18 protein-coding genes and 1 tRNA gene are annotated in these 19872 nt (G+C 71.2%); 8 read left to right on the top strand and 11 right to left on the bottom strand.

What is annotated here, in order from left to right:
• The first annotated feature begins 96 nt into the window (after positions 1 to 96).
• Complete coding sequence (locus tag ACFPQ9_RS18975; RefSeq protein WP_380854281.1) at positions 97 to 1821, top strand: S8 family peptidase; 1725 nt, start codon at positions 97 to 99, stop codon at positions 1819 to 1821.
• A 35-nt stretch (positions 1822 to 1856) separates the two neighbouring features.
• Entirely contained in the window at positions 1857 to 2411 is a 555-nt protein-coding gene (locus tag ACFPQ9_RS18970; protein ID WP_380854279.1) for a hypothetical protein, read from the top strand.
• Positions 2412 to 2502: 91 nt separating this feature from the next.
• Here ACFPQ9_RS18970 and mshC read toward each other — a convergent pair whose 3' ends face one another.
• The 4 genes from mshC to ACFPQ9_RS18950 all read right to left on the bottom strand — a co-directional run bounded on the left by mshC (position 2503) and on the right by ACFPQ9_RS18950 (position 5970).
• Positions 2503 to 3732: a cysteine--1-D-myo-inosityl 2-amino-2-deoxy-alpha-D-glucopyranoside ligase gene (mshC, locus tag ACFPQ9_RS18965; protein WP_380854277.1), complete on the bottom strand. Its 1230-nt coding sequence runs from the start codon at positions 3730 to 3732 to the stop codon at positions 2503 to 2505.
• A gap of 111 nt (positions 3733 to 3843) precedes the next feature.
• Positions 3844 to 4662: an SCO1664 family protein gene (locus ACFPQ9_RS18960; protein ID WP_380854275.1), complete on the bottom strand. Its 819-nt coding sequence runs from the start codon at positions 4660 to 4662 to the stop codon at positions 3844 to 3846.
• Positions 4626 to 5216, bottom strand: coding sequence for a DUF3090 domain-containing protein (locus ACFPQ9_RS18955; protein WP_380854273.1), 591 nt, complete (start codon positions 5214 to 5216; stop codon positions 4626 to 4628). Before ACFPQ9_RS18955 ends, ACFPQ9_RS18960 begins: the two co-directional genes overlap by 37 nt.
• Positions 5217 to 5283: 67 nt before the next feature.
• Complete coding sequence (locus ACFPQ9_RS18950; protein ID WP_380854271.1) at positions 5284 to 5970, bottom strand: histidine phosphatase family protein; 687 nt, start codon at positions 5968 to 5970, stop codon at positions 5284 to 5286.
• Positions 5971 to 6032: 62 nt separating this feature from the next.
• Here ACFPQ9_RS18950 and ACFPQ9_RS18945 point away from each other — a divergent pair, with 62 nt between their 5' ends.
• Positions 6033 to 7031 (top strand): magnesium and cobalt transport protein CorA, encoded by a 999-nt coding sequence (locus tag ACFPQ9_RS18945; RefSeq protein WP_380854269.1) that lies wholly within the window; start codon positions 6033 to 6035, stop codon positions 7029 to 7031.
• 3 nt (positions 7032 to 7034) lie between these two features.
• On the opposite strand, the gene ACFPQ9_RS18940 is transcribed toward ACFPQ9_RS18945, so the two are convergent.
• Both ACFPQ9_RS18940 and ACFPQ9_RS18935 read right to left on the bottom strand, forming a co-directional pair.
• Positions 7035 to 7823 (bottom strand): ferritin-like domain-containing protein, encoded by a 789-nt coding sequence (locus ACFPQ9_RS18940; RefSeq protein ID WP_380854267.1) that lies wholly within the window; start codon positions 7821 to 7823, stop codon positions 7035 to 7037.
• Positions 7824 to 8060: 237 nt separating this feature from the next.
• Complete coding sequence (locus ACFPQ9_RS18935; protein WP_380854265.1) at positions 8061 to 9116, bottom strand: LLM class F420-dependent oxidoreductase; 1056 nt, start codon at positions 9114 to 9116, stop codon at positions 8061 to 8063.
• 184 nt (positions 9117 to 9300) lie between these two features.
• Here ACFPQ9_RS18935 and ACFPQ9_RS18930 point away from each other — a divergent pair, with 184 nt between their 5' ends.
• Both ACFPQ9_RS18930 and ACFPQ9_RS18925 read left to right on the top strand, forming a co-directional pair.
• On the top strand, positions 9301 to 10284 hold the full coding sequence (locus ACFPQ9_RS18930; RefSeq protein WP_380854263.1) for an aldo/keto reductase: 984 nt from the start codon (positions 9301 to 9303) through the stop codon (positions 10282 to 10284).
• Complete coding sequence (locus ACFPQ9_RS18925; RefSeq protein WP_380854261.1) at positions 10281 to 12494, top strand: helix-hairpin-helix domain-containing protein; 2214 nt, start codon at positions 10281 to 10283, stop codon at positions 12492 to 12494. Before ACFPQ9_RS18930 ends, ACFPQ9_RS18925 begins: the two co-directional genes overlap by 4 nt.
• A 232-nt stretch (positions 12495 to 12726) precedes the next feature.
• On the opposite strand, the gene ACFPQ9_RS18920 is transcribed toward ACFPQ9_RS18925, so the two are convergent.
• The gene (locus ACFPQ9_RS18920; protein ID WP_380854259.1) at positions 12727 to 13461 is read right to left on the bottom strand and encodes a hypothetical protein; all 735 of its coding nucleotides are present in this window, start codon (positions 13459 to 13461) and stop codon (positions 12727 to 12729) included.
• Positions 13462 to 13508: 47 nt separating this feature from the next.
• Here ACFPQ9_RS18920 and ACFPQ9_RS18915 point away from each other — a divergent pair, with 47 nt between their 5' ends.
• Positions 13509 to 13697, top strand: coding sequence for a DUF5703 family protein (locus ACFPQ9_RS18915; protein ID WP_005485166.1), 189 nt, complete (start codon positions 13509 to 13511; stop codon positions 13695 to 13697).
• A 95-nt stretch (positions 13698 to 13792) separates the two neighbouring features.
• Here the strand turns inward: ACFPQ9_RS18915 and ACFPQ9_RS18910 are convergent, their stop codons facing one another.
• The 3 genes from ACFPQ9_RS18910 to ACFPQ9_RS18900 form a co-directional block, all read right to left on the bottom strand.
• Positions 13793 to 14647 carry a chaplin gene (locus ACFPQ9_RS18910; RefSeq protein WP_380854256.1) on the bottom strand — a complete coding sequence of 285 codons (855 nt, stop codon included), beginning with the start codon at positions 14645 to 14647 and terminating at the stop codon, positions 13793 to 13795.
• Positions 14648 to 14795: 148 nt separating this feature from the next.
• Complete coding sequence (gene chpH / locus ACFPQ9_RS18905) at positions 14796 to 15029, bottom strand: chaplin ChpH (RefSeq protein ID WP_048584573.1); 234 nt, start codon at positions 15027 to 15029, stop codon at positions 14796 to 14798.
• Between the two features lie 156 nt (positions 15030 to 15185).
• Entirely contained in the window at positions 15186 to 16511 is a 1326-nt protein-coding gene (locus ACFPQ9_RS18900) for a M20/M25/M40 family metallo-hydrolase (protein ID WP_380854253.1), read from the bottom strand.
• Positions 16512 to 16698: 187 nt separating this feature from the next.
• On the opposite strand from ACFPQ9_RS18900, the gene ACFPQ9_RS18895 reads away from it, so the two are divergent.
• Positions 16699 to 16786, top strand: a tRNA-Leu gene (locus ACFPQ9_RS18895).
• A gap of 99 nt (positions 16787 to 16885) precedes the next feature.
• Complete coding sequence (locus ACFPQ9_RS18890) at positions 16886 to 18292, top strand: HNH endonuclease (RefSeq protein ID WP_380854251.1); 1407 nt, start codon at positions 16886 to 16888, stop codon at positions 18290 to 18292.
• On the opposite strand, the gene ACFPQ9_RS18885 is transcribed toward ACFPQ9_RS18890, so the two are convergent.
• Positions 18286 to 19554, bottom strand: coding sequence for a hypothetical protein (locus ACFPQ9_RS18885; RefSeq protein ID WP_380854249.1), 1269 nt, complete (start codon positions 19552 to 19554; stop codon positions 18286 to 18288). The two genes, ACFPQ9_RS18890 and ACFPQ9_RS18885, sit on opposite strands and share 7 nt — an antisense overlap.
• Positions 19555 to 19872 lie beyond the last annotated feature (318 nt).

The following is a 19872-nucleotide window of genomic DNA, read 5'->3' as shown; positions in this document are numbered from 1 at the left end:
GGACGGACCGGCGCCCGCGTGCTTGGTTGTCCACCGAAGGCGCGCCGCACCACCCGCACTTGGCACCCCCCCCAGGACCGAAGGGAGCGGCAGACCATGACCGACCAGGGACAGCCGGCGCAGGGCCCGGGAGCGGACGGGCCGGGGCCCGACGGAGCGGGATTCACCTATCGAGGAGCCGAGCCGGAACTGATCGTCGTCGCCCGTCCCGAGGCCCGGCTGCGGGCCCAGGCCGAGGGCGTACGGTCGGTCGCGGGCGCCGACGTGAGGGCTCTCAACATGTTCCTCAGCGATGAACAGCTCGCGCTGGAGCCGCTGTTCGGCAGCGAGGAACGGCTTCAGCAGGCCACGGGCGCACAGGACACGCCCGACCTGGCCCTGTTCTACCGGGTACGTGGCGGGGAGAGCCGCGCCCAGGAGCTGCGGGCCCGTATCGCCGCGTTGCCGGGGATCGACACGGCGTATGTGAAACCGGGCGCCGTGCCGGCCTCCCTCGGGCAGGTCGGGGAGGGCAGCGGGCGTCTGAAGGAGGGCGCTCCGGTCACGCCCGACTACAGCGGCCGGCAGGGCTATCTGCGCCCCGCGCCCGAGGGCGTGGACGCGCACTGGGCCTGGCAGCGGCCGGGCGGCGCCGGACAGGGCGTGACCGTGATCGACGTCGAGGGCTCCTGGCAGCTGGGCCACGAGGACCTGGCCGGCAAGCTGGCCGGCGTGGTCGTCGGCACCCCGCTCACCGACCTGGCCTGGCGCAACCACGGCACCGCCGTGATCGGTGTGATGGGCGGCGACCGCAACGACCACGGCGTCACCGGCATCGTGCCGGAGACGGTGACCGCGGCCGCGTCCTTCCAGGGCATGGGTACGGCGGCCGCCATCCACGCGGCGGCCGACCGGCTCGGCCCCGGCGACATCGTGCTGGTCGAACTGCACCGCCCGGGACCCCGGTTCGAGTTCGCCGACCGCGACGACCAGCGCGGCTACGTCGCGCTCGAATGGTGGCCGGACGACTGTGCCGCGATCCGCCACGCCACCGCCAGGGGCGTCCTGGTCGTGGCCGCCGCGGGCAACGGCGGCGAGTCCCTCGACGACGCGGTCTACGAGCGCCGCCCCGACGAATTCCCGGAGTCCTGGCGCAACCCGTTCAACCCGTCCAACCCGTCCTCGGGGGCGGTCCTGGTCGGCGCGGGCGCCCCGCCCCCCGGCACACACGGCCGCGATCACGGCCCGGACCGCTCCCGGCTCGCCTTCTCCAACTACGGCGCCCGGGTGGACGCGCAGGGCTGGGGCCGCGAGGTGACGACGACCGGCGGCTTCTGGGACCGGCCCGGCGACCTCCAGGGCGGGCCCGAGGAGATCGCCTGGTACACCGACACGTTCTCGGGTACGTCGTCCGCCTCCCCGGTGGTGGTCGGCGCGCTGGCCGCGCTCCAGGGCATGCTGAAGGCCGCCGCGCAGCCGCCGATGTCCCCCGAGCAGGCACGTGCGGTGCTGCGGGCGACGGGTTCCCCGCAGCAGGACGCGCCGGGCCGGCCTGCCTCCCAGCGGATCGGCAACCGGCCGGACATCAGGGCGGCGGTCACCCACCTGATCCCGCAGGCGGTCGGCTCAGGCCTCGCCGAGCGGTACTGGGACGAGTTGCTGCCGTATCCGCGCGAACTTCCGCCCCGGCTCCGGCTGTTCGTGGCCGGCGAGTGGCGGAATCTGAACCATCCGTCCCCCGAGATCCGCCAGGCGGTCCATACCGCCTTCGCGGGGGGACGGCCGGAGGTCCGAGTGTGGTTCTCGGACGACGAGATCGTCGGCCTGGTCGTCACCGGCTGACGCAGCCCATCACATCAAGGGAAGGTGACACCCGTATGAGCACCACCCCGCAGATGAGTCACATGGGACAACAGCAGGGCCAGCAGTTCCCGAGCACATCGCCGTACCAGCAGCCCTTCGGGCAGCAGCAGGGCTACGGCCAGCAGCAGCCGTACGGCATGAGCGGCTCGCTGGAGCAGCTCCAGCAGCTCGGCCGGCAGCAGCCGTTCCAGCAGTTGCTCCAGCAGCTCGGCCAGCCGCAAGGCTACGGGCAGCAGCAGGGCTACGGCCAGGCGCTCCAGGGCGAGCAGCAGCAACAGCAGTCCGAGCAGCAGGTGCTGCACCTGATGCAGCAGGTCACACAGGCCGCCGTACAGCAGGCTCCGCAGGCCGGGATCGCGGACGGCTACATCGACGTCGTCCAGCCGCAGCCGGGGCAGCCGTCGCAGATCTTCCTGCGCATCGACAACGTGTTCCGGGTCTTCAACAACCCGAGCCCGCTCACCCATGAGCAGGTTCAGCAGGCCTTCACCTTCGGCCACCAGGTCGTCGGCGTATGGGACAGCAGCCAGCCGCTGGTCCTGCGGAGCATCCAGATCCGCAGGATCTGACGGCCGTAGCCGCACCGGCCGGCACCAAAAGGGGCGCTTCCACCCGCGGGGAGGAAGCGCCCCTCTCTCGTGTCTCTCGTACCCGGATCCGTTATAGGGCCACGCCCAACAGGGCGTCCACGGCCCGCGACACGACACCGGGGGCGCCGATGTCCGTGCCGCCCTCGGCGTCCTGCCGGGCCACCCAGCGGTCGACCGCGGCAAGCGCGGCCGGGGCGTCGAGGTCGTTCGCGAGGGCGTCACGGATCTCGTCGACCAGCGCCTCCGCGGCCGGTCCGTCGGGCCGGGACACCGCGGCACGCCAGCGGCCGAGGCGGTCGACCGCGTCCTGGAGCACCTGGTCGGTCCACTCCCAGTCGGCCCGGTAGTGGTGGGCGAGCAGGGCGAGCCGGATGGCGGCCGGGTCGACGCCGTCGCGGCGCAGCTGGGAGACGAAGACGAGATTGCCCTTGGACTTGGACATCTTCTCGCCGTGCAGGCCGACCATGCCCGCGTGGACGTACGCCTTGGCCATCGGGAACTCGCCGGTCAGCACCTGGGCGTGGGAGGCGCCCATCTCGTGGTGCGGGAAGGCGAGGTCGGAGCCGCCGCCCTGGACGTCGAAGCCCATGCCGAGGTGGTCCAGGGCGATGGCGACGCACTCGATATGCCAGCCGGGCCGGCCGCGCCCGAGCGAATCGCCGTCCCAGCTGGGCTCGCCCTCACGGGCGGCCATCCACAGCATCGGGTCGAGCGGGTTCTTCTTGCCGGGCCGCTCGGGGTCGCCGCCGCGCTCGGCGGACAGCAGGCGCATCGCGGCGGCGTCGAGGTTCGACACCCTGCCGAAGTCGGGGTCGGACTCGACGGAGAAGTAGATGTCGCCGTCGAGTTCGTAGGCGGCGCCCGCGTCCCGCAGCCGCTCGACGAGCGGGACGATCCCGGGTATCGCCTCCACGGCGCCGATGTAGTGCTGCGGCGGCAGCATGCGCAGCGCGGTCATGTCCTCGCGGAAGAGGGCGGTCTCCTTCTCGGCGAGGGCGACCCAGTCGATGTCGTCGCGCTGGGCCCGCTCCAGGAGCGGATCGTCGACGTCGGTGACGTTCTGGACGTAGTGAACCTGCCGCTTGGTGTCGAGCCACACGCGCTGCACGAGGTCGAACGCGTTGTAGGTCGCCGCGTGACCCATGTGGGTCGCGTCGTACGGGGTGATGCCGCAGACGTAGATGCGGGCGACGGGACCGGGGTCCAGGGTGACGAGACCCTCGGTCGCTGTGTCGTGGATCCTCAGGTCGCGGCCCTGACCGGGCAGGGCGGGGACCTCAGAAGCGGGCCAGGCATACATGTCATGAGCCTAACCGGACGGATGTTCCGTACACGAACCGGACCGGGCCGGATGGCCGGGGAGGCGTTCTTGCGCGACACCGGCCATTGTGCTGCGGCTTCGGTACGGCCGCTAGACGGGCGGCCACGGAATGGCCGGCCACTCCCCGCTCGGCTCCGGATGCCTGCCGGAGGCCAGCAGAGCGTCCACACGCGCGCGGGTGGCGTCCACCTCGGCGGCGGTGATCAGCTCGGCCAGCCGCACGGCCAGCGCGCCGCCCTCTTTCAGGCCCTCGCTCAGAGCCCCGAGCACCTCGACTGCCTCCGGCGTGAGCGGCTCCCCCGCCCAGCCCCACAGCAGCGTCCGCAGCTTGTTCTCGGCGTTGAAGGTGACGCCGTGGTCGATGCCGAAGAGCCGGCCGTCCTCGGTGGGCAGCAGATGGCCGCCCTTGCGGTCGGCGTTGTTGATCACGGCGTCCAGCACGGCGAGGCGCCGCAGCCGCTCGTCGTCGGCGTGCACCAGCAGCGCGGTCCTCCCCTCGCCGACCTCGGCGAGGCCGATCGCCCGCCAGCCCGGTTCGGGCTCCTCGCCGTCCACCAGCGCGAGCAGTTCGGCCTCGGGGGTCACGTCGATCCACAGCTGGCACATGCCCTCGCCGTACGGCCCGTCGCGCAGCACCGTGGGCGGTACGAGTCCCCAGCCGGTCGCCTCGGACACCTCGTACGCGGCGACCTCGCGCCCGGCGAGGGTGCCGTCGGGAAAGTCCCACAGCGGCCGCTCACCGGCGACCGGCTTGTACACGCAGGTCGCCTCCCGGCCCTCGTGCGCGACGGTGCAGTACAGGGCGGCGTTGGACGCCTCGCGGATGCGTCCGCGCACGGTCAGCTCACCCTCGGTGAGCAGCTCCACCGGGGTCACGCTCCGCGGCGGTATCCGTTCTGGCGCGGACATACGTGTCCTTCCGGGTCGAGCGGGAGACTGCACAGCGGACACGGCGGCCGACCGGCGTTGACGACGTCCAGGGCGCGCTTGGCGAAAGCCCTCGCCTGCGCGCCGGTGAGCCGGACCCGCAGCATCGGGGGCCCGTTCTCCTCGTCCTGGAGCAGCCGCTCCTCGGCCTCGGCGAGGTCCTCCTCGGAGTCGGCGTCGAGCTCCACGAGGGCCTGCGCCTCGACGATCATGCGCTGTTCCTCGCCGTCCCAGGCGAGCGCCATGGTGCCGACGCGGAACTCCTCCTCGATGGGGGTGTCCAGCGGGCCGGTGTCGCCGACCTCGCTGGGCGCCATGGCGGGGACGGCGGCGCTGCCGCCGCTGCGCCGTACGACCTCGTCGAGCAGTTCGTCCATGCGCTCGGCGAGTGCGGCGACCTGGGTCTTCTCCAGGGCCACGCTGGTCACCCGGGAGCCGGCGGTGGCCTGGAGGAAGAACGTACGGCGTCCGGGCAGTCCTACCGTGCCGGCCACGAAGCGGTCCGGGGGGTCGTAGAGGAACACCTGACGGGACACGTCCTGTCTCCATTGGAATCGTGGGTACGGCGCTGCTTGGATCGCTTCACCCTACTGCGCCCGACGATCACGGTGCGCCCGCGCCGCCCCCGACCGTCGCGTCGCCGGCCGGCGGTTCCTCGCGCGGGGCGAGGGACGCGAAGTCGCCGGTGTCTCCGAGGCGTACGAGGAAGGGCCTCAGACGTGTGTAACGGATCGCGGTGATGGAACACGGTTCAACGGAAATCCTCTGGAAGAGGTCGAGATGAAGACCGAGTGCGTCCGCCACGAGGGACTTGATGATGTCGCCGTGGGAGCACATCACGTACACGGCGTCGGCGCCGTGATCGCGCTCCACGCGCGCGTTCCACTCGCGTACGGCTTCGGCGGCGCGGGTCTGCATGGCCCGCATCGACTCGCCGCCGGGGAACGCCGCCGCCGACGGATGGGCCTGTACGACCTCCATCAGCGGCTCGTCCTTGAGGTCGGCGAGCTTGCGGCCGGACCAGTCGCCGTAGTGGCACTCCCCGATCCGCTCCTCGGTGTGCGCGGTGAGTGCGGGCCGGGCGTCCAGGAGCGGCCGGATCGTCTCCCGGCAGCGCTGGAGCGGGCTGGTGACGACCTCGGAGATCGGCAGCGCGGCGAGCCGTGCGGGCAGCGCGGCGGCCTGCTGGGCCCCGCGCTCGTCGAGGGCGACGCCGGGCGTCCAGCCCGCGAGCACTCCCTCGGTGTTGGCGGTGGAACGTCCGTGCCGGACCAGGATCAGCGTGGGCATGCCGCCCAGGGTAGGCGTACGACGGGGTGCGTTCGGGGGCTGAGGGCGGGAGAATACGCTCCGTGATCGTCGACTGCGCCATCTATCGGGACGGGCGCCGGACGGAGGGGCCCGCGGACTTCTCCGACGCCCTGGATCTGTGCCGTCTGCAGGACGACGCGTTCGTCTGGATCGGTCTGTACGAGCCGACGGAGAAGGAGTTCGACAAGGTCACCGAGGAGTTCGGGCTGCATCCGCTGGCCGTGGAGGACGCGCTGAAAGCGCACCAGCGGCCCAAGCTGGAGGTGTACGACGACTCGCTGTTCATGGTCCTCAAGCCGGTCGGCTACGAGCCGAAGAGCGACATCGTCTCCTCCGGTGAGGTCATGGTCTTCATCGGCGACTCCTTCGTCGTGACCGTCCGGCACGGCGAGGAGGCGCCGCTGGGGGTCGTCCGGGCCCGACTGGAGCACGAGCCGGAGATGCTGCGGCACGGCCCGACGGCGGTTTTGTACACGATCGCGGACGCGGTGGTCGACCACTACGTCGACGTGGCGGGCGAGTTGGGCACGGATCTGGCGGAGCTGGAGGCGGAGGTGTTCTCGCCGACCGGCGGCGGCTCGCGGCACACGGCCTCGCGCATCTACGCCTTCAAACGGCAGATCATGGAGTTCCGCCGGGCCACCGGCCCGCTCGCGCAGCCCGTGTCGCGGCTCGCGGGCACGGGTCTGATCGGCGCGCGCGTGCCGTTCGTGCACGACAAGGCGCAGCCCTTCTTCCGCGACGTGAGCGACCACCTCACGCGCGTGAACGAGGCCGTGGAGGGCCTGGACCGCCTGGTGTCGGACGTCCTGTCGGCGCATCTGGCGCAGATGAGCGTTCGGCAGAACGACGACATGCGGAAGATCTCCGCGTGGGCGGCCATGGCCGCGGTCCCCACGATGATCGCGGGGATCTACGGCATGAACTTCGAGCACATGCCCGAGCTGCGCTGGACCGGTTCGTATCCGGTGCTGATCCTGGCCATGGCCGCGGTCGAGGTGTTGCTGTACCGGCTGTTCAAACGCCGGGGTTGGTTGTAGCGGTCAGGCGAACTCGGGTGCCGAGGTGGCGGGGCCGCCGAGGGCGTCGCGGCGTTCCGGCATGGTCAGGGACACCATGCGCCGCCAGCCCGCGAACCGCTCCCAGGCGTAGACGGCGTGGATGCCCGCGGCGAGCGCCGCGGCCTTGGGCCGGGGCCAGCCCAGGATGCGGCCCATGTGGTCCATGACCGCGAGGCTGACGTCCCGGTAGACGCGGATCTCGGCCAGGGCGCACTCGCGCAGGGTGGCCTGGATGAGCCGGCCGTGCCCGGCGGCCGCGAAGCGCAGGAGTTCCTCGTGGGTGTAGGCGAGGTGGTTGTCCTCGTCGTTGGAGATCATCCGTACGGCCTTGCCGATCACGGGGTCGTCGGCGAAGTACTTGCGGAGCATGATCATCTGTTCCGAGGCGCGCTGTTCGGTGACCCGGCTGTGCGCGAGGTAGGTGATGATGTCGTCGACCGTGAGCGGCTTGTCGGCCTTGAGTTTGTCGTGGGCGAGTCCGATGCCGTGTTTCTCCAGCAGCATCGTGTAGTCGGTCTCGGGCGGCACGGGGACGGGGTCGAGGCCGCGCTTCTTCAGCAGGGCGTTGAAGATCCGCCCGTGCTTGTCCTCGTCCGCGCCGTGCCGGGTGATCTTGGGGGCCATGGCGCGCTCGCTGTCGGGCACGAGCGCGGCGATGCGCGCGTTCTCCCAGCCGCCCTGGGACTCGCCGCTGGCGGCGATGGAGCAGAACAGCCGGAAGGACTCGTCGTTGTCGAGGATCTCCTGGAACAGACTCTTGGCCGAAAGCATCGTGGGGCACCTCTCTCAGGACGCCGCAGGATTCCGCAAAGAACGAGTCAAATGCGGTGAGAGAGCCGCTGCAACAGCTGAGTCGGACAACTCCGCCAAAAGAATGACCATCGGGGTCACGACGGGGGCGTAACCGGGTGGGCACGCGCGCGTTGTTCTGCGTGACGGCCGTGGCGGGGAAGACCCCCGAGCCCCCACCACGGCCGCAGAACTTCCCCGGCCCGTACGGCCCTCGCGTCACGCCAGTCCGGCGCGCTCCAGGGCCTCGCTGCCGGCGCGCAGGGAGGCGAGCCGCTCGTCGAGCGTGAAGCCGGCGGGCGCGAGGGACAGGGTGGTGACCCCGGCGGCGGCGTAGGCCTTCATCCGGTCCGCGATGCGGTCGACGGAGCCGAGCAGCGTGGTCTGGTCGATCAGGTCGTGCGGTACGGCGGCCGCGGCGCCCTGCTTGTCGCCGGAGAGGTACTTGGTCTGGATCTCGGCGGCTTCCTTCTCGTACCCCATGCGCTGGGCGAGCTGGTTGTAGAAGTTCTGCTTGGGGCTGCCCATGCCGCCGACGTACAGCGCGGTGTAGGGGCGGAAGGTGTCGGCGAGCGTGGCCACGTCCTTGTCGTCGCCGACGGCGAGCGGCAGGGTCGGGCAGACGTCGAACCCGTCGAGCGTCTTGCCGGCCTTCTCGCGTCCCGCACGCAGGTGCTTGACGGTGGTCTCCTCCAGGTGGTCGGCGGAGGGGAAGATCACCAGTGCGCCGTCGGCGATCTCGCCGGTCTGCTCCAGGTTCTTCGGGCCGATGGCGGCGATGTACAGCGGGATGTGCTCACGCTGCGGGTGCACGGTCAGCTTGATGGGCTTGCCGGGGCCGTCGGGCAGCGGCAGCGTCCAGTGCTGACCCTCGTAGGTCAGGCGCTCGCGGGTCATGGCCTTGCGGACGATCTCGACGTACTCACGCGTGCGTGCCAGCGGCTTGTCGAACCTGACGCCGTACCAGCCCTCGGAGACCTGCGGTCCGGAGACGCCGAGGCCGAGGCGGAAGCGGCCGCCGGACAGGGAGTCGAGGGTCGCGGCCGTCATCGCGGTCATCGCCGGCTGGCGGGCCGGGATCTGGAAGATGGCGGAGCCGACGTCGATGCGCTCGGTCTGGGCGGCGACCCAGCTCAGCACGGTGGCCGCGTCCGAGCCGTACGCCTCGGCGGCCCAGCACACGGCGTACCCCAGCCGGTCGGCCTCCTGCGCGACGGCGAGATTGTCCGCGTCCATTCCGGCACCCCAGTAGCCGAGGTTGATCCCGAGCTGCATGGCCGATCCCCTTACCGATCAGTAACGTCCTTGTCGGGCCCGACCTTAGCGCGGGGGGCCTCCGGCGGGGAGGCCGATGTGGCGGGCGTCGCCCTTCTGGCCCGTGTGTCCCCGGTGACCGTCCGGAAAACTGGTTATCCACAGGCCCCCACATGCCAGGTTCTGGCCAGTAATCTCGGCGTTCATGGAGCAGAGGCATCTCGGCCGCACCGGCCTGCGCGTGTCCCGGATCGGGCTCGGCACCCTCACCTGGGGCAGGGACACCGACGAGCACGACGCCGCGGACCTCTTGAAGACGTTCTGGGAGGCGGGCGGCACTCTCGTCGACACGGCCGACGTGTACGGCGACGGGGAGGCCGAGTATCTGCTCGGGCGGCTGATGGAGGGGCTGGTCCCGCGGCGCGACCTGGTCGTCTCGACGAAGGCGGGCAGCGTGCCCGACCCGGACCGCCGCTTCGACGGCTCGCGCGGCCATCTGCTCTCCGCCCTGGACGCCTCGCTGACCCGGCTCGGCACGGACTACGTCGACGTCTGGCACATCCACGCCTTCGACCCGTACACCCCGCTGGAGGAGACCCTCCAGGCGCTCGACCTCGCGGTCAGCAGCGGTCGTGCGCGCTATGCCGGTGTCTCCAACTTCTGTGGTTGGCAGCTCGCCAAGGCGGCGACCTGGCAGCTCGCGGCGCCCGGCATACGCACCCGGCTGGCGAGCACACAGCTGGAGTACTCACTGCTGCAGCGCGGTGTGGAACGCGAGGTGCTGCCGGCCGCTCTCGATCTCGGCATCGGCATGCTGCCCTCCTCGCCGCTCGGCCGGGGCGTGCTGACGGGCAAGTACCGCAATGCGACGCCGGCCGACTCGCGCGGCGCCTCGGAGCATCTGGCGCCGTTCGTCGCGCCGTACCTCGACGACACCGCGAGCCGGATCGTGGACGCCGTGCAGACGGCGGCCGACGGGCTGGCCGTCTCCCCGCTCCAGGTCGCGCTCGCCTGGGTCCGCGACCGGCCCGGTGTGACCGCGCCCGTCATCGGCGCGCGCAACGCACAGCAGCTCACGGCGGCGTTGTCAGTGGAGGCCCTTAGTCTTCCTGACGAGATCTGCCGGGCGCTCGACGACGTGTCGGCGCCCGTGCACCGCTATCCCGATCACGACTGGAGCACGCTGTGAGCACGGAGCCACCCGAGACCACGGAGGACACCGAGCCGGGGACGCCGGGGGTCGCGGCCCAGGACGGAGCAGCTGCTTCTGGTTCGGGAGGCGGGGGCACGAACGGCACGTCGGAGGACGGCGAGCAGGTCACCGGGTCCGAGCAGGACGGCGTCGACGGTGAGGCCTCGCAGGGCGGCGCGGCGCAGCAGTCGGAGGCCGAGGCCGAGCTCGCCGCCCAGCGGGTCGAGCGGGAGCGGATCGAGCGGCGCAAGGCCGAGAAGAAGGCGCCCGTCGACAGCGGGGCCAAGCTCAGCGGCCAGGCCGCCGATCTCCTCGCCGCCGTACGGGCCGTGGAGAGCGGTGCGAAGCCCCCGGCGACGGTCTTCAGCGAGCCGGAACCACCCCGTCGCCCGGCTCCGGAGCCGACCCGTCGGCCGCAGTCCGCGCCGGTGTCCGCCGTCCCCGCGGCTCCCGCGTCGGAGACCGTGGAGTCCGTGCGGGCCGTGCTGACCGAGGGCGGCGCCCCGGAGGCGCTCGCCGGGCAGGCCGCGGCCGCTCTCGGCGAGGGCGCCGCCGACCGGCTGCGGGCGGATCCCTGGCAGTTGCTGCACATCGGCGGGGTACGGCCCGAGCAGGCCGACGGGTTCGCGCGGGCGCTGCTCGGCGCGGAAGCCGGACCGGACGACGAGCGGCGCGGGCGCGCGGTCACCGTCTGGCTCCTGGAACAGGCCGCCGTGGCCGGGCACACGGCCCTGGAACTGCCGGCGCTCACCGCCGCGCTGGGCCGGCAGGGCGTTCCGGATGCCGATACGGCTGTGCAGAACACCCTCGCCGAGGGTGAGGCGTTGGCCTTCCAGGACGCCCTGGACGAGCCCAGCGCCCCGGCCCGGCGCAGCGAGGAGGCGGAGGAGGACCAGGAGCGTTCGGTCCGTGTCCTGGTCGGCCTGGAGCGGTACGCCCTCGCGGAGGAGAGCCTCGCCGACGGGCTGGGCCGCCTGATCAACTCGGCGCCCAAGCAGGACGGTTCGGCGGAGGACTGGGAGCGGGCAGCGGGCGGCGCGGGTTCCGCCGCCGAGCTGATCCGCGCGGTCGCGGCCCATGGCCTGGTCCTGCACACGGGCGGGGAGGCCTCCCGCGCCGAACCGGCGGCGCTGCTGCGGGCCGCTCAGGATCTCGGGCTGCGGACCTGGGCCGCCGTGCCCGGCCCGCTGGGCAAGGAGCGCTTCACGACACTGCTGAGCGAGACCGGCCCCGAGACGGCGGGCACCGTGCCCGGCGTCGCCACCGTGGCCGGGCTGCTGTCCGGCGCCGAAGGGCCCGGAAGGGACGCGGACGGGGCGTTCGACCTCGATCTGCTCGTCGTGCTCGACGCACCCCAGCTGGACGTCGAGACGGCCGCGCTGCTCACGGAGTCGCTGCCGGACGGGGCCCGGCTGGTGCTCGCCGGGGATCCCGGGGTGCTGTGGTCGGCGGGGCCCGGGCGGGTGTTCGCCGATCTGCTGGCGGCGCGGGTCTGCCCGCAGATCGCCTCACGCCGGCCGGACCCCGGCCCGCTGGGCGAGCTGGTGTCGGGCGTCGGCATCGGCGAGCTGAACCAGGTCGAGGCGCCCGGCAAGGAGGTAGTGATCGTGCCGGTGCGGGACGCGGGCGAGGCCGTGCACCGCACCGTGCAGTTGGTCGCGGACTCGGTGCCGCGGGCGATCGGCGTCCCCGCGGAGCAGACCCAGGTGATCACGCCGGGCCACGGCGGCGCGGCCGGCACGCGCGCGCTGAACGCCGCGCTCAAGGAGCGGCTCAACCCCGGCCCCGGCCGCTTCGGCGGCTTCGACCCCGGTGACCGCGTCGCGTACTCCCCCGCGCCGGGCCGTACGGTGCCCGGCCGGGTGGTGAAGGCCGACGCCGAGGGGTTGCACCTGTCCTGCGCGGGCGAGGCCGTGGTCGTACCGAAGGAACGGGTGGAGCAGTCCGTGCGGCACGGCTGGGCGCTGACCGCCCACCAGGCGGCGGGCGCCCGCTGGCCCGCGGTCGTCGTGGTCGTCCCCGGCTACACGGCCCAGGCCCTGAGCCGCCCCTGGGTCTACACGGCCTTCAGCCGCGCCGACCGCCATCTCTCCGTGGTCCACGGCGCCGAACAGGCCCTCGCCCGCGCGGTCACCGAGATCCCGGCCAAGCCGCGCACGACCCGTCTGCCGGCGCTGCTGGCACCGCGGCCGACGGCGGCCGGCTGACACCGGCGCCCTCGACGCGCGACGGCGGCGGTCGTCGTCGTCCTCGCCCCGGCCGGCCCGAGCGACGTCAGGTCCTGATCCGGCTGACCAGCATCTCCGGCGAGATCGCCATCCGTCTGCCGGCCCCGGCGGACGCCGACGTCGACGACCGGCGCCCTTGACGCGCGACGGCGGCGGTCACGTAGGCCTCAGCCCCGTGACCGCCGCCGTCCCGGCAGCCTTGCGCCGTGGTTCAGCGATCCGCGTCCAGTGGTTCGAGGTCGTCCTCGTCGAGGCCGGTGTCGAGCTCTTCCTCGAGGTCGTCCTCGGCGTTCGCCGCGAGCCGTCTGGCGGGTTCGTCGTCCGTGTCCTCGTCGTCGAGGTCGTCGTCGAACACCGTGCTGACGTCGAAGCGGCAGATCACCCGCTGCGGGTCGACCCCCTCGAAGGGCGCCTCCAGCCATTCCCCGGGGTCGGTGTGGTCGTCCGCGGCGGTCACCCAGAGCGTCGAGTCGCCCTCCTCCAGACCGAACTCCTTGTGCCGGGAGGCGATCTCGTCCGGCTCGAACTCGCCGAACAGGATGCCCAGCGCCCCGTGCACCGTGCCGGAGGCCTCGCCGTCCGCACCGTCGTCGTAGTCCGCGGCCTCGACCCGCTGGGCCTGGGCCAGCAGCCGCTGCGGCTCCGCCACGGCGTAGTCGCGGCGGATCAGCACGCTCAGCGCGTTCGGTTCCTCGGGGCCCGTGTACGGCGGCAGCGCGTCCTCCGTACCGGGGATCTCGAAGGGTGTGACCTCGTCGTAGCGGTCGTAGAGCAGCTCGTCGTAGGCCTCGGCGGCCGTGGCCAGCTCGTTGAACGCCTCGTAGACGGCCGGGTCGTCCTCCCCCGACCGGCGTTCGACCGCGGCCAGATGGCGGTCGAGCGCGGTCTTGACCGCCTCGGCGGCGGCGCGTACCTCGGCAGCGGTGGGCTGCACAGCATCAGACATAGTGCAGACGCTATCCGTACCGGGCCCCAGCCCGCACAATAGATGCGATGCCGGAATACGAATTTGTCGACGTGTACGTACCTCGCGGGGTCTCCCGCAAGGACGCCACACGCCTGCTGACGGACCATGCCGAGTACGGACACTGGGAGTTGGACCGCCTGAGCCTGCTGCGGGACGGAAGCCGCAGGGTGCGGTTGCGCCGCCGGATCATCCGGCAGGTGCGGGCCACGTGGTGAGCTGAGGCGCCGGACAGGAGACACATGGAGCGGGCCCCGCCGAGGCGGGGCCCGCTCCGTTCGTACCGGAGGTCAGGGCCTCACGGTGGGCCGCCCTACTGCGACGGCCGTGCCTTGCGGTACAGCACCGCTCCCGCCAGCAGCGCTCCCGCGCCGACCGGAAGGACCAGACCCAGCGGCAGGTCGCCGCCGGTCCGGGCGAGCTCCGCGTCGCCCCGGGGCTGGGTGACGAAGTGGGCGCCCGGCTGGTTCGGGTGGGAGCCACCGCCCGGAGTCTCGCCGCCCGTGCCGGGCGGCGTGCTCGGAGTACCGGGCTGGTTCGGCTCCCCAGGGTTTCCGGGGTTTCCCGGGTTGCCGGGGTTTCCTGGGTTCCCAGGATTGCCGGGCTCCCCAGGATTGCCCGGGTTACCGGGGTTACCGGGGTTACCGGGCTCCCCCGGGTTTCCCGGGTTGCCGGGGTTCCCCGGATTTCCGGGATTGCCCGGCTCCCCCGGCGCATGGTGACCGCCGCCGTTGCCGCAGTCGTTGCCCGTGCTGGGGTTGCCGATGCCGATGACATCGACGCTGTTGCCGCACACATTGACCGGCACATGGACCGGCGCCTCGACGTGGTTGCCGGAGCCGACACCGGGCGAGTCACTGGCGTGGCCGTCGGAGGACGAGCCCCCACCGCCGTGACCACCGCCGTTGGAGCCGCCGTGGCCGCTCCCGTTGGCGCACTTGTTGCCGACCGCCGGGTTGAGCACGCCGACGACGTTCACGGTGTTGCCGCAGACGTTGACCGGCACGTCCACCGGTACCTGCACCGTGTTGCCCGACAGCACGCCGGGCGAGTTCACGCTGGAGCCGTGCGCCCCCGCGCCGGTCGCGTGGGCCGTGCCGCCCGCGGCGGCGATGACGCCGGTCGCGGCCGCCACGGTCATCAGGCCCTTGCGGGTGACCTGTCGCATTTGCTGATTACCTGCCTTCGACCTTGTTCCGAAAGGACGACGTCGGAAATTCGACCGACGTTCCGAAAAGGCCGGTCGGCCCCGGAGCGCATGGCACGCGCTCCGGGGCCGACGGGCTCAGCCCCGATTCACGGGGCGAGGCACAACGTCACTTGTTGATGCAGGTGTTGCCGAAGGCGGGGTTCAGCAGCCCGATCACCGAGATCGTGTTGCCGCAGACGTTCACGGGGACGTGAATCGGCGCCTGGACGACGTTGCCGGACAGGACGCCCGGGGAGTGCACCGCGGCACCCTGGGCACCGGAGTCGGCAACGGCCAGGCCCGCGCCCGCGAGAACCAGCCCACCAGTGGCAGCCGCAGCGGCGACGACCTTCTTGATCATTATTCCTCCTTGTTGGCAATGCGATCACAAGTAGCTGATCGCATCACCTGTAACGAGGAGGAACTAATAGGGCTACGACCCTATGAGCGCATTCACTCTCCCCAGTCACGGCCAGTACGTCTGGACGATTTCGAGAGGGTTGTATCGGGACGTCATTCAGGAGGCGTCGATGAACCTGTCGAGTACACGGACCCCGAACTTCAGCCCATCCACCGGAACCCGCTCGTCGACGCCGTGGAACATGCCCGCGAAGTCCAGCTCCGGCGGCAGCTTCAGCGGGGCGAAGCCGAAGCCCCGAATCCCGAGGTCGTCGAAGGACTTGGCGTCCGTGCCGCCGGAGAGCATGTACGGAATCGCCTTCGCCGCCGGGTCCTCGGCGACCAGCGCGGACTGCATGGCGTCCACGAGGGCCCCGTCGAAGCTGGTCTCGACGGCCTTGTCGGCGTGCACGTCCTCCCGCCTGACCTTGGGGCCGAGGATCTTGTCGAGGTCGGCGAGGAACTCCTCCTCGAAGCCGGGCAGGAAGCGGCCGTCGACATGGGCGGTGGCCTCGCCGGGGATGACGTTGACCTTGTAGCCGGCGCCGAGCTGGGTGGGGTTCGCCGTGTTGCTGAGGGTCGCGCCGATGAGCTTGGCGATTCCGCCGAGCCTGGCGAGGGTGCCCTCCATGTTCTCCGGGTCCAGCTCGGTGCCGAGGGCGTCACCGAGCTCGTCCAGGAAGGCCCGGGTGGTCTTGGTGACCCGCACCGGGAACTTGTGCCGGCCGAGGCGTGCGACCGCCTCCGACAGTTCCGTGATCGCGTTGTCCCGGTGGATCATCGAGCCGTGCCCGGCGGTGCCGGCCACGGTCAGCTTCATCCAGTGCATGCCCTTCTCGGCCGTCTGGATCAGATAGAGCCGCCGCTGCTCGCTCACCGTGAACGAGAAGCCGCCCACCTCGCTGATCGCCTCGGTGACGCCCTCGAAGAGATCCGGGTGCTTGTCGACGAGGAAGCGGGCGCCGTACTTGCCGCCGGCCTCCTCGTCGGCGAGGAACGCCAGGACGATGTCCCGCGGGGGCCTGCGACCGCTGCGCAGCCGGTCACGGACGACCGCGAGGGTCATCGCGTCCATGTCCTTCATGTCGACGGCGCCCCGCCCCCACACGCATCCGTCGGCGACCTCGCCGGAGAAGGGATGGTGGGTCCAGTCGTCGGCGTTGGCCGGTACGACGTCGGTGTGGCCGTGGATGAGCAGCGCGGGCCTGGAGGGGTCCTCGCCCTGGATGCGGGCCACGGTGGAGGCGCGCCCGGGGTGCGACTCGAAGATCTGCGGTTCGAGGCCCACCTCGGCGAGCTTCTCGGCGACGTACTCGGCCGCCGCCCGCTCACCGGGTCCCGAGTGGTCGCCGTAGTTGCTGGTGTCGATCTGGATCAGCTCTCGGCAGAGGTCCACGACCTCGTCCTCGCCGGTGACGCCCCTGGCCGTGTCCGTCTCGCTCACGCTGCTTCCTTCCGCGCGGTCGCTGCTGGTGGTCCCCTCATCCTCCCCCCGACCACGGCCCTGCCCAAGACCGGCCGCGACCCGTCACACGCCGTTCACGCCGCGACGGGGGGTGATCGGGCACCCCTCGAAGCCTGGTAATGTTTCCTCTGTCGCCGCGGGGGAAACCCCGCACGACAGACACCTTGTCCGGGTGGCGGAATGGCAGACGCGCTAGCTTGAGGTGCTAGTGCCCTTTATCGGGCGTGGGGGTTCAAGTCCCCCCTCGGACACCAAGCAGAGACCCCAGTTGATCTGGGGTCTATCTGCATTTCTGGTCGCCGATGTTCTCGCCGCGGAGGTCGACTGTCAGTGGCGGCTCCTACTGTGCGTACATGAACGAGAACCCGCAGGAGCCACCGAAGGGCATCGCGCTGTATCACGACATGCGGGTCGAAGAGGACTTCACCAAGTGCGCCAACCGCCTCTTCTCGATCCTCACGCATGCCGCGGCGACGAGTCCCGGCGCCCCGCGCCACCTGTACCTCGACATCCAGGGGCATCGCAACGCCGCCGGCGGCTACGACGCCGATGCCCTGGAGATCATCAAAGAGTTCCTGCTGGGATTCCTCAGCCCGTATCTCACGGAGATCAGCACGCCGCTGTACCAAGCCAGGAACCCCAAGCCGCAACGTGAGGACATCCCTGATGTCCTGAACATACGAGACCCCGACCGTGGGCACGTCTACGACCACCGCGAACTGCCCGTACGCAACCGGGACAGCCATCCCGACCAGCGCCGGTCCAGACCTCCGGTCCGGGCCATCGCCGACTACCTCGGTCTCGACGAACCGATCTGTCTGATCTGCTGGCAGGCGCCGGTGGAGCGGGCCCATGTGGTCCCGGAATCGCTCGGCGGTTCCAACGATGTGCGCAACTTCGCCCTCCTGTGTCCGCGTCATCATCGTGAGGCACCCGATGTCGCGGACGCCGAGGCGTTCTGGTCCTGGGTCGACTACGCCTGTGAACGCGACGGCCATATGAAGTGGGAGGGCGTGGAGCCGGAGATGCGGGCGAAGGCCGAAAGCATCGGCCTCCACATCGAGACGTCCGGACCGGTGCGCAGGAGCCTGCACCATTTCGGACGGGTTCGTGATGAACTCGTGCGTCACTACGGCTGGTGCCCGGAGGATTTCGCCGGTGGCAGCCACTGGGGATCGCTGATGGAAGAGTTCCACACGGTGATGGACGCGGCGACCAGCACCCACTTCAACGTCGCCAAGAAGGCATCCACGGAGGCCTGGGCCTTCGAAGTGGCTCGCAGACGCCTTCGGGACGACACCTCGCAGCAGGAGTGCGCAGAAGACGGGCCGACGCGGCCCAGCGGTCCGTTGGTCGAACTGGCGGAGCGCACGGTGCGCAAGTCGCCTCGCAGTGGTGAAGCTCAGCGTCTGGCCGATGCCGCACGCAGGGCCGACATCGCGATCGAGGCAGTGGCACTGGTGCGCGGCATCATCGATTCCGCGAGGGTTTCCAGTGCCGAAGAGGTGCTGCGGGGTGTCCAGGAGGAAGCCGCGGACCGCACCGCGCAATTCGAGCGGCTGTCTGATGAGTTGATGGAGCACGCGGTCTGCCGGCACTGCGGCCACGCCATCGCCCGGATCGGGGAGGCTCCCTGGCGCCACAGCGCTTCGGCACCCATGTCCCGTGGCTGCCGGGCCGCCAGTTTCGACCGGGACGGGGATTGGGACGACTCCCTGGACCGGGCGTGGCAGGCGAGCCCGCCGAAGACATATCAGTGAGTGGGGGTTTCTTGCTGTTCTGCGGTCGTCGGGGGCGTTCTGCGGCCGTCCGCCGCGAGCAGGGCGATCACCACGAGCGCTGCGAGCAGGATGATCACCAGGACCACGACGGTCAGGACCGTGGGGTTGTTCCACAGCGCGTACACCAGCGTGATCAGCAGCAGGACGCCGATGGTGAGCCACTTGCGGTTGGCCTCGGTCCAGGTTCCGACCCGGCCCGTGGTGATGCCGTGCGAGCCCGTCCAGCGGGCCGTGCTGTCGGCGCCCTGCTCGGCCCAGCCCCGTACCGCGCGCGGCAGCCGCCCGGGGCCTGCGAAGTAGGCGCCGAGGGCGACGACCACACCGAGCACGATCACGGTCCGCAGCGTGTCCTTCAGGAAGCGCAGAAGTGTGTCGAAGACGGAGGCCGCCGCCGGTTCGGACAGCACGGTCGGTGGCAGATGGTCCAGGTAGTAGCGGCGGGCGACGACGAGCGCGATGGCCACAACGAGACAGCCGAAGGCCGCTCCCAGGGCCGCCTTCGCCAGGGCACGGCGGCGACGGCGGGCCAGCAGGACGCCCGCCGCTCCGAGCAGCAGGGTGATCACCGGCATCCAGTACCCGGCGAGGTCCAGCGCGTGTGCCGCGTCCTGGAACTGGTCGAGCTTGTCGGACTTGAACAGGACCACCTGCTTCTCGACGGTCGGGACATGGGACGCCACCTGCACCCCGGCGTCCACCAGTTCCTTCTTGACCTGTTCCACGGCGGTTCCGACGTCGAGGGTCACGGTGCCCTCCTCGACGCCGATCGCCCCGCGCCCCTTGCCCGTGAGGGCGTGCACCACCGCGGAGTGGGCGGTGCGGTTCGCCGTGACCCACAGCTTCTCGAACCGATCGCTCTCCACGAAGCGTTTCGCCACCTGGTCAGCGGCCGCGTTGGCGGCCTCGTCGACCTGGGGGGCCAGCGCCTTGACGGCGTCGGCCGCGCGGGGCGGCAGCCCCTGCGACTTCAGCCAGTTCGAGATGTCGGTGGTGATCTGCTTGCCGTTCACACGGACGTCCACCGCGTCGACGAGCCGGTGGCGCACCGCGTCCTCGATGTCGCGGTCGGTGGCGAGCGGCTTCATCGTCTTGACGTAGCGGTCGGTGTCGAGGGCGATGTCGTGCACCCACACCGTGATCACGGTGACGGGGACCAGGATGCACGCGAGGACGATCAGCACCGCCGAGGCCGTGCTCCGCACGATCTTGCCCGCACGATCCCCCTGTGGTGGGTTCGACATCCGCCCTCCGGCCTCGGGACACCGGCCGTGACCGGCCGCGCTCGTGTCCATTCCCGCCGAACTCGGGGGTTGCGGCATCCCGGAGTGGGCCATCCGGACGCTGCGTCGACCGCGTTGTCACGCACTGTGTGGGCGATGTCTCGTTCGGTGGAGGATCGCCAGGTCAGCGCGGGTACGCCAGGCCCCGGTCGGGTCCCGTACGGGTGCCCCGAGTGGCCGTTCCACGGCCCCGAACCTAGCGTCGTACTAAAATTTCCGGCTTGTTACGGAGCTGGAGCCGGACAACCCCAGGCAAACCTGCGGGCCCGCCAGCGCCCC

It is taken from the genome of Streptomyces coerulescens (assembly GCF_042657965.1).
Classification (GTDB): Bacteria; Actinomycetota; Actinomycetes; order Streptomycetales; family Streptomycetaceae; genus Streptomyces; species Streptomyces coerulescens.
The sequence above is the reverse complement of the archived record's forward strand: the minus strand, read 5'-3'. Positions and strand labels throughout refer to the sequence as shown.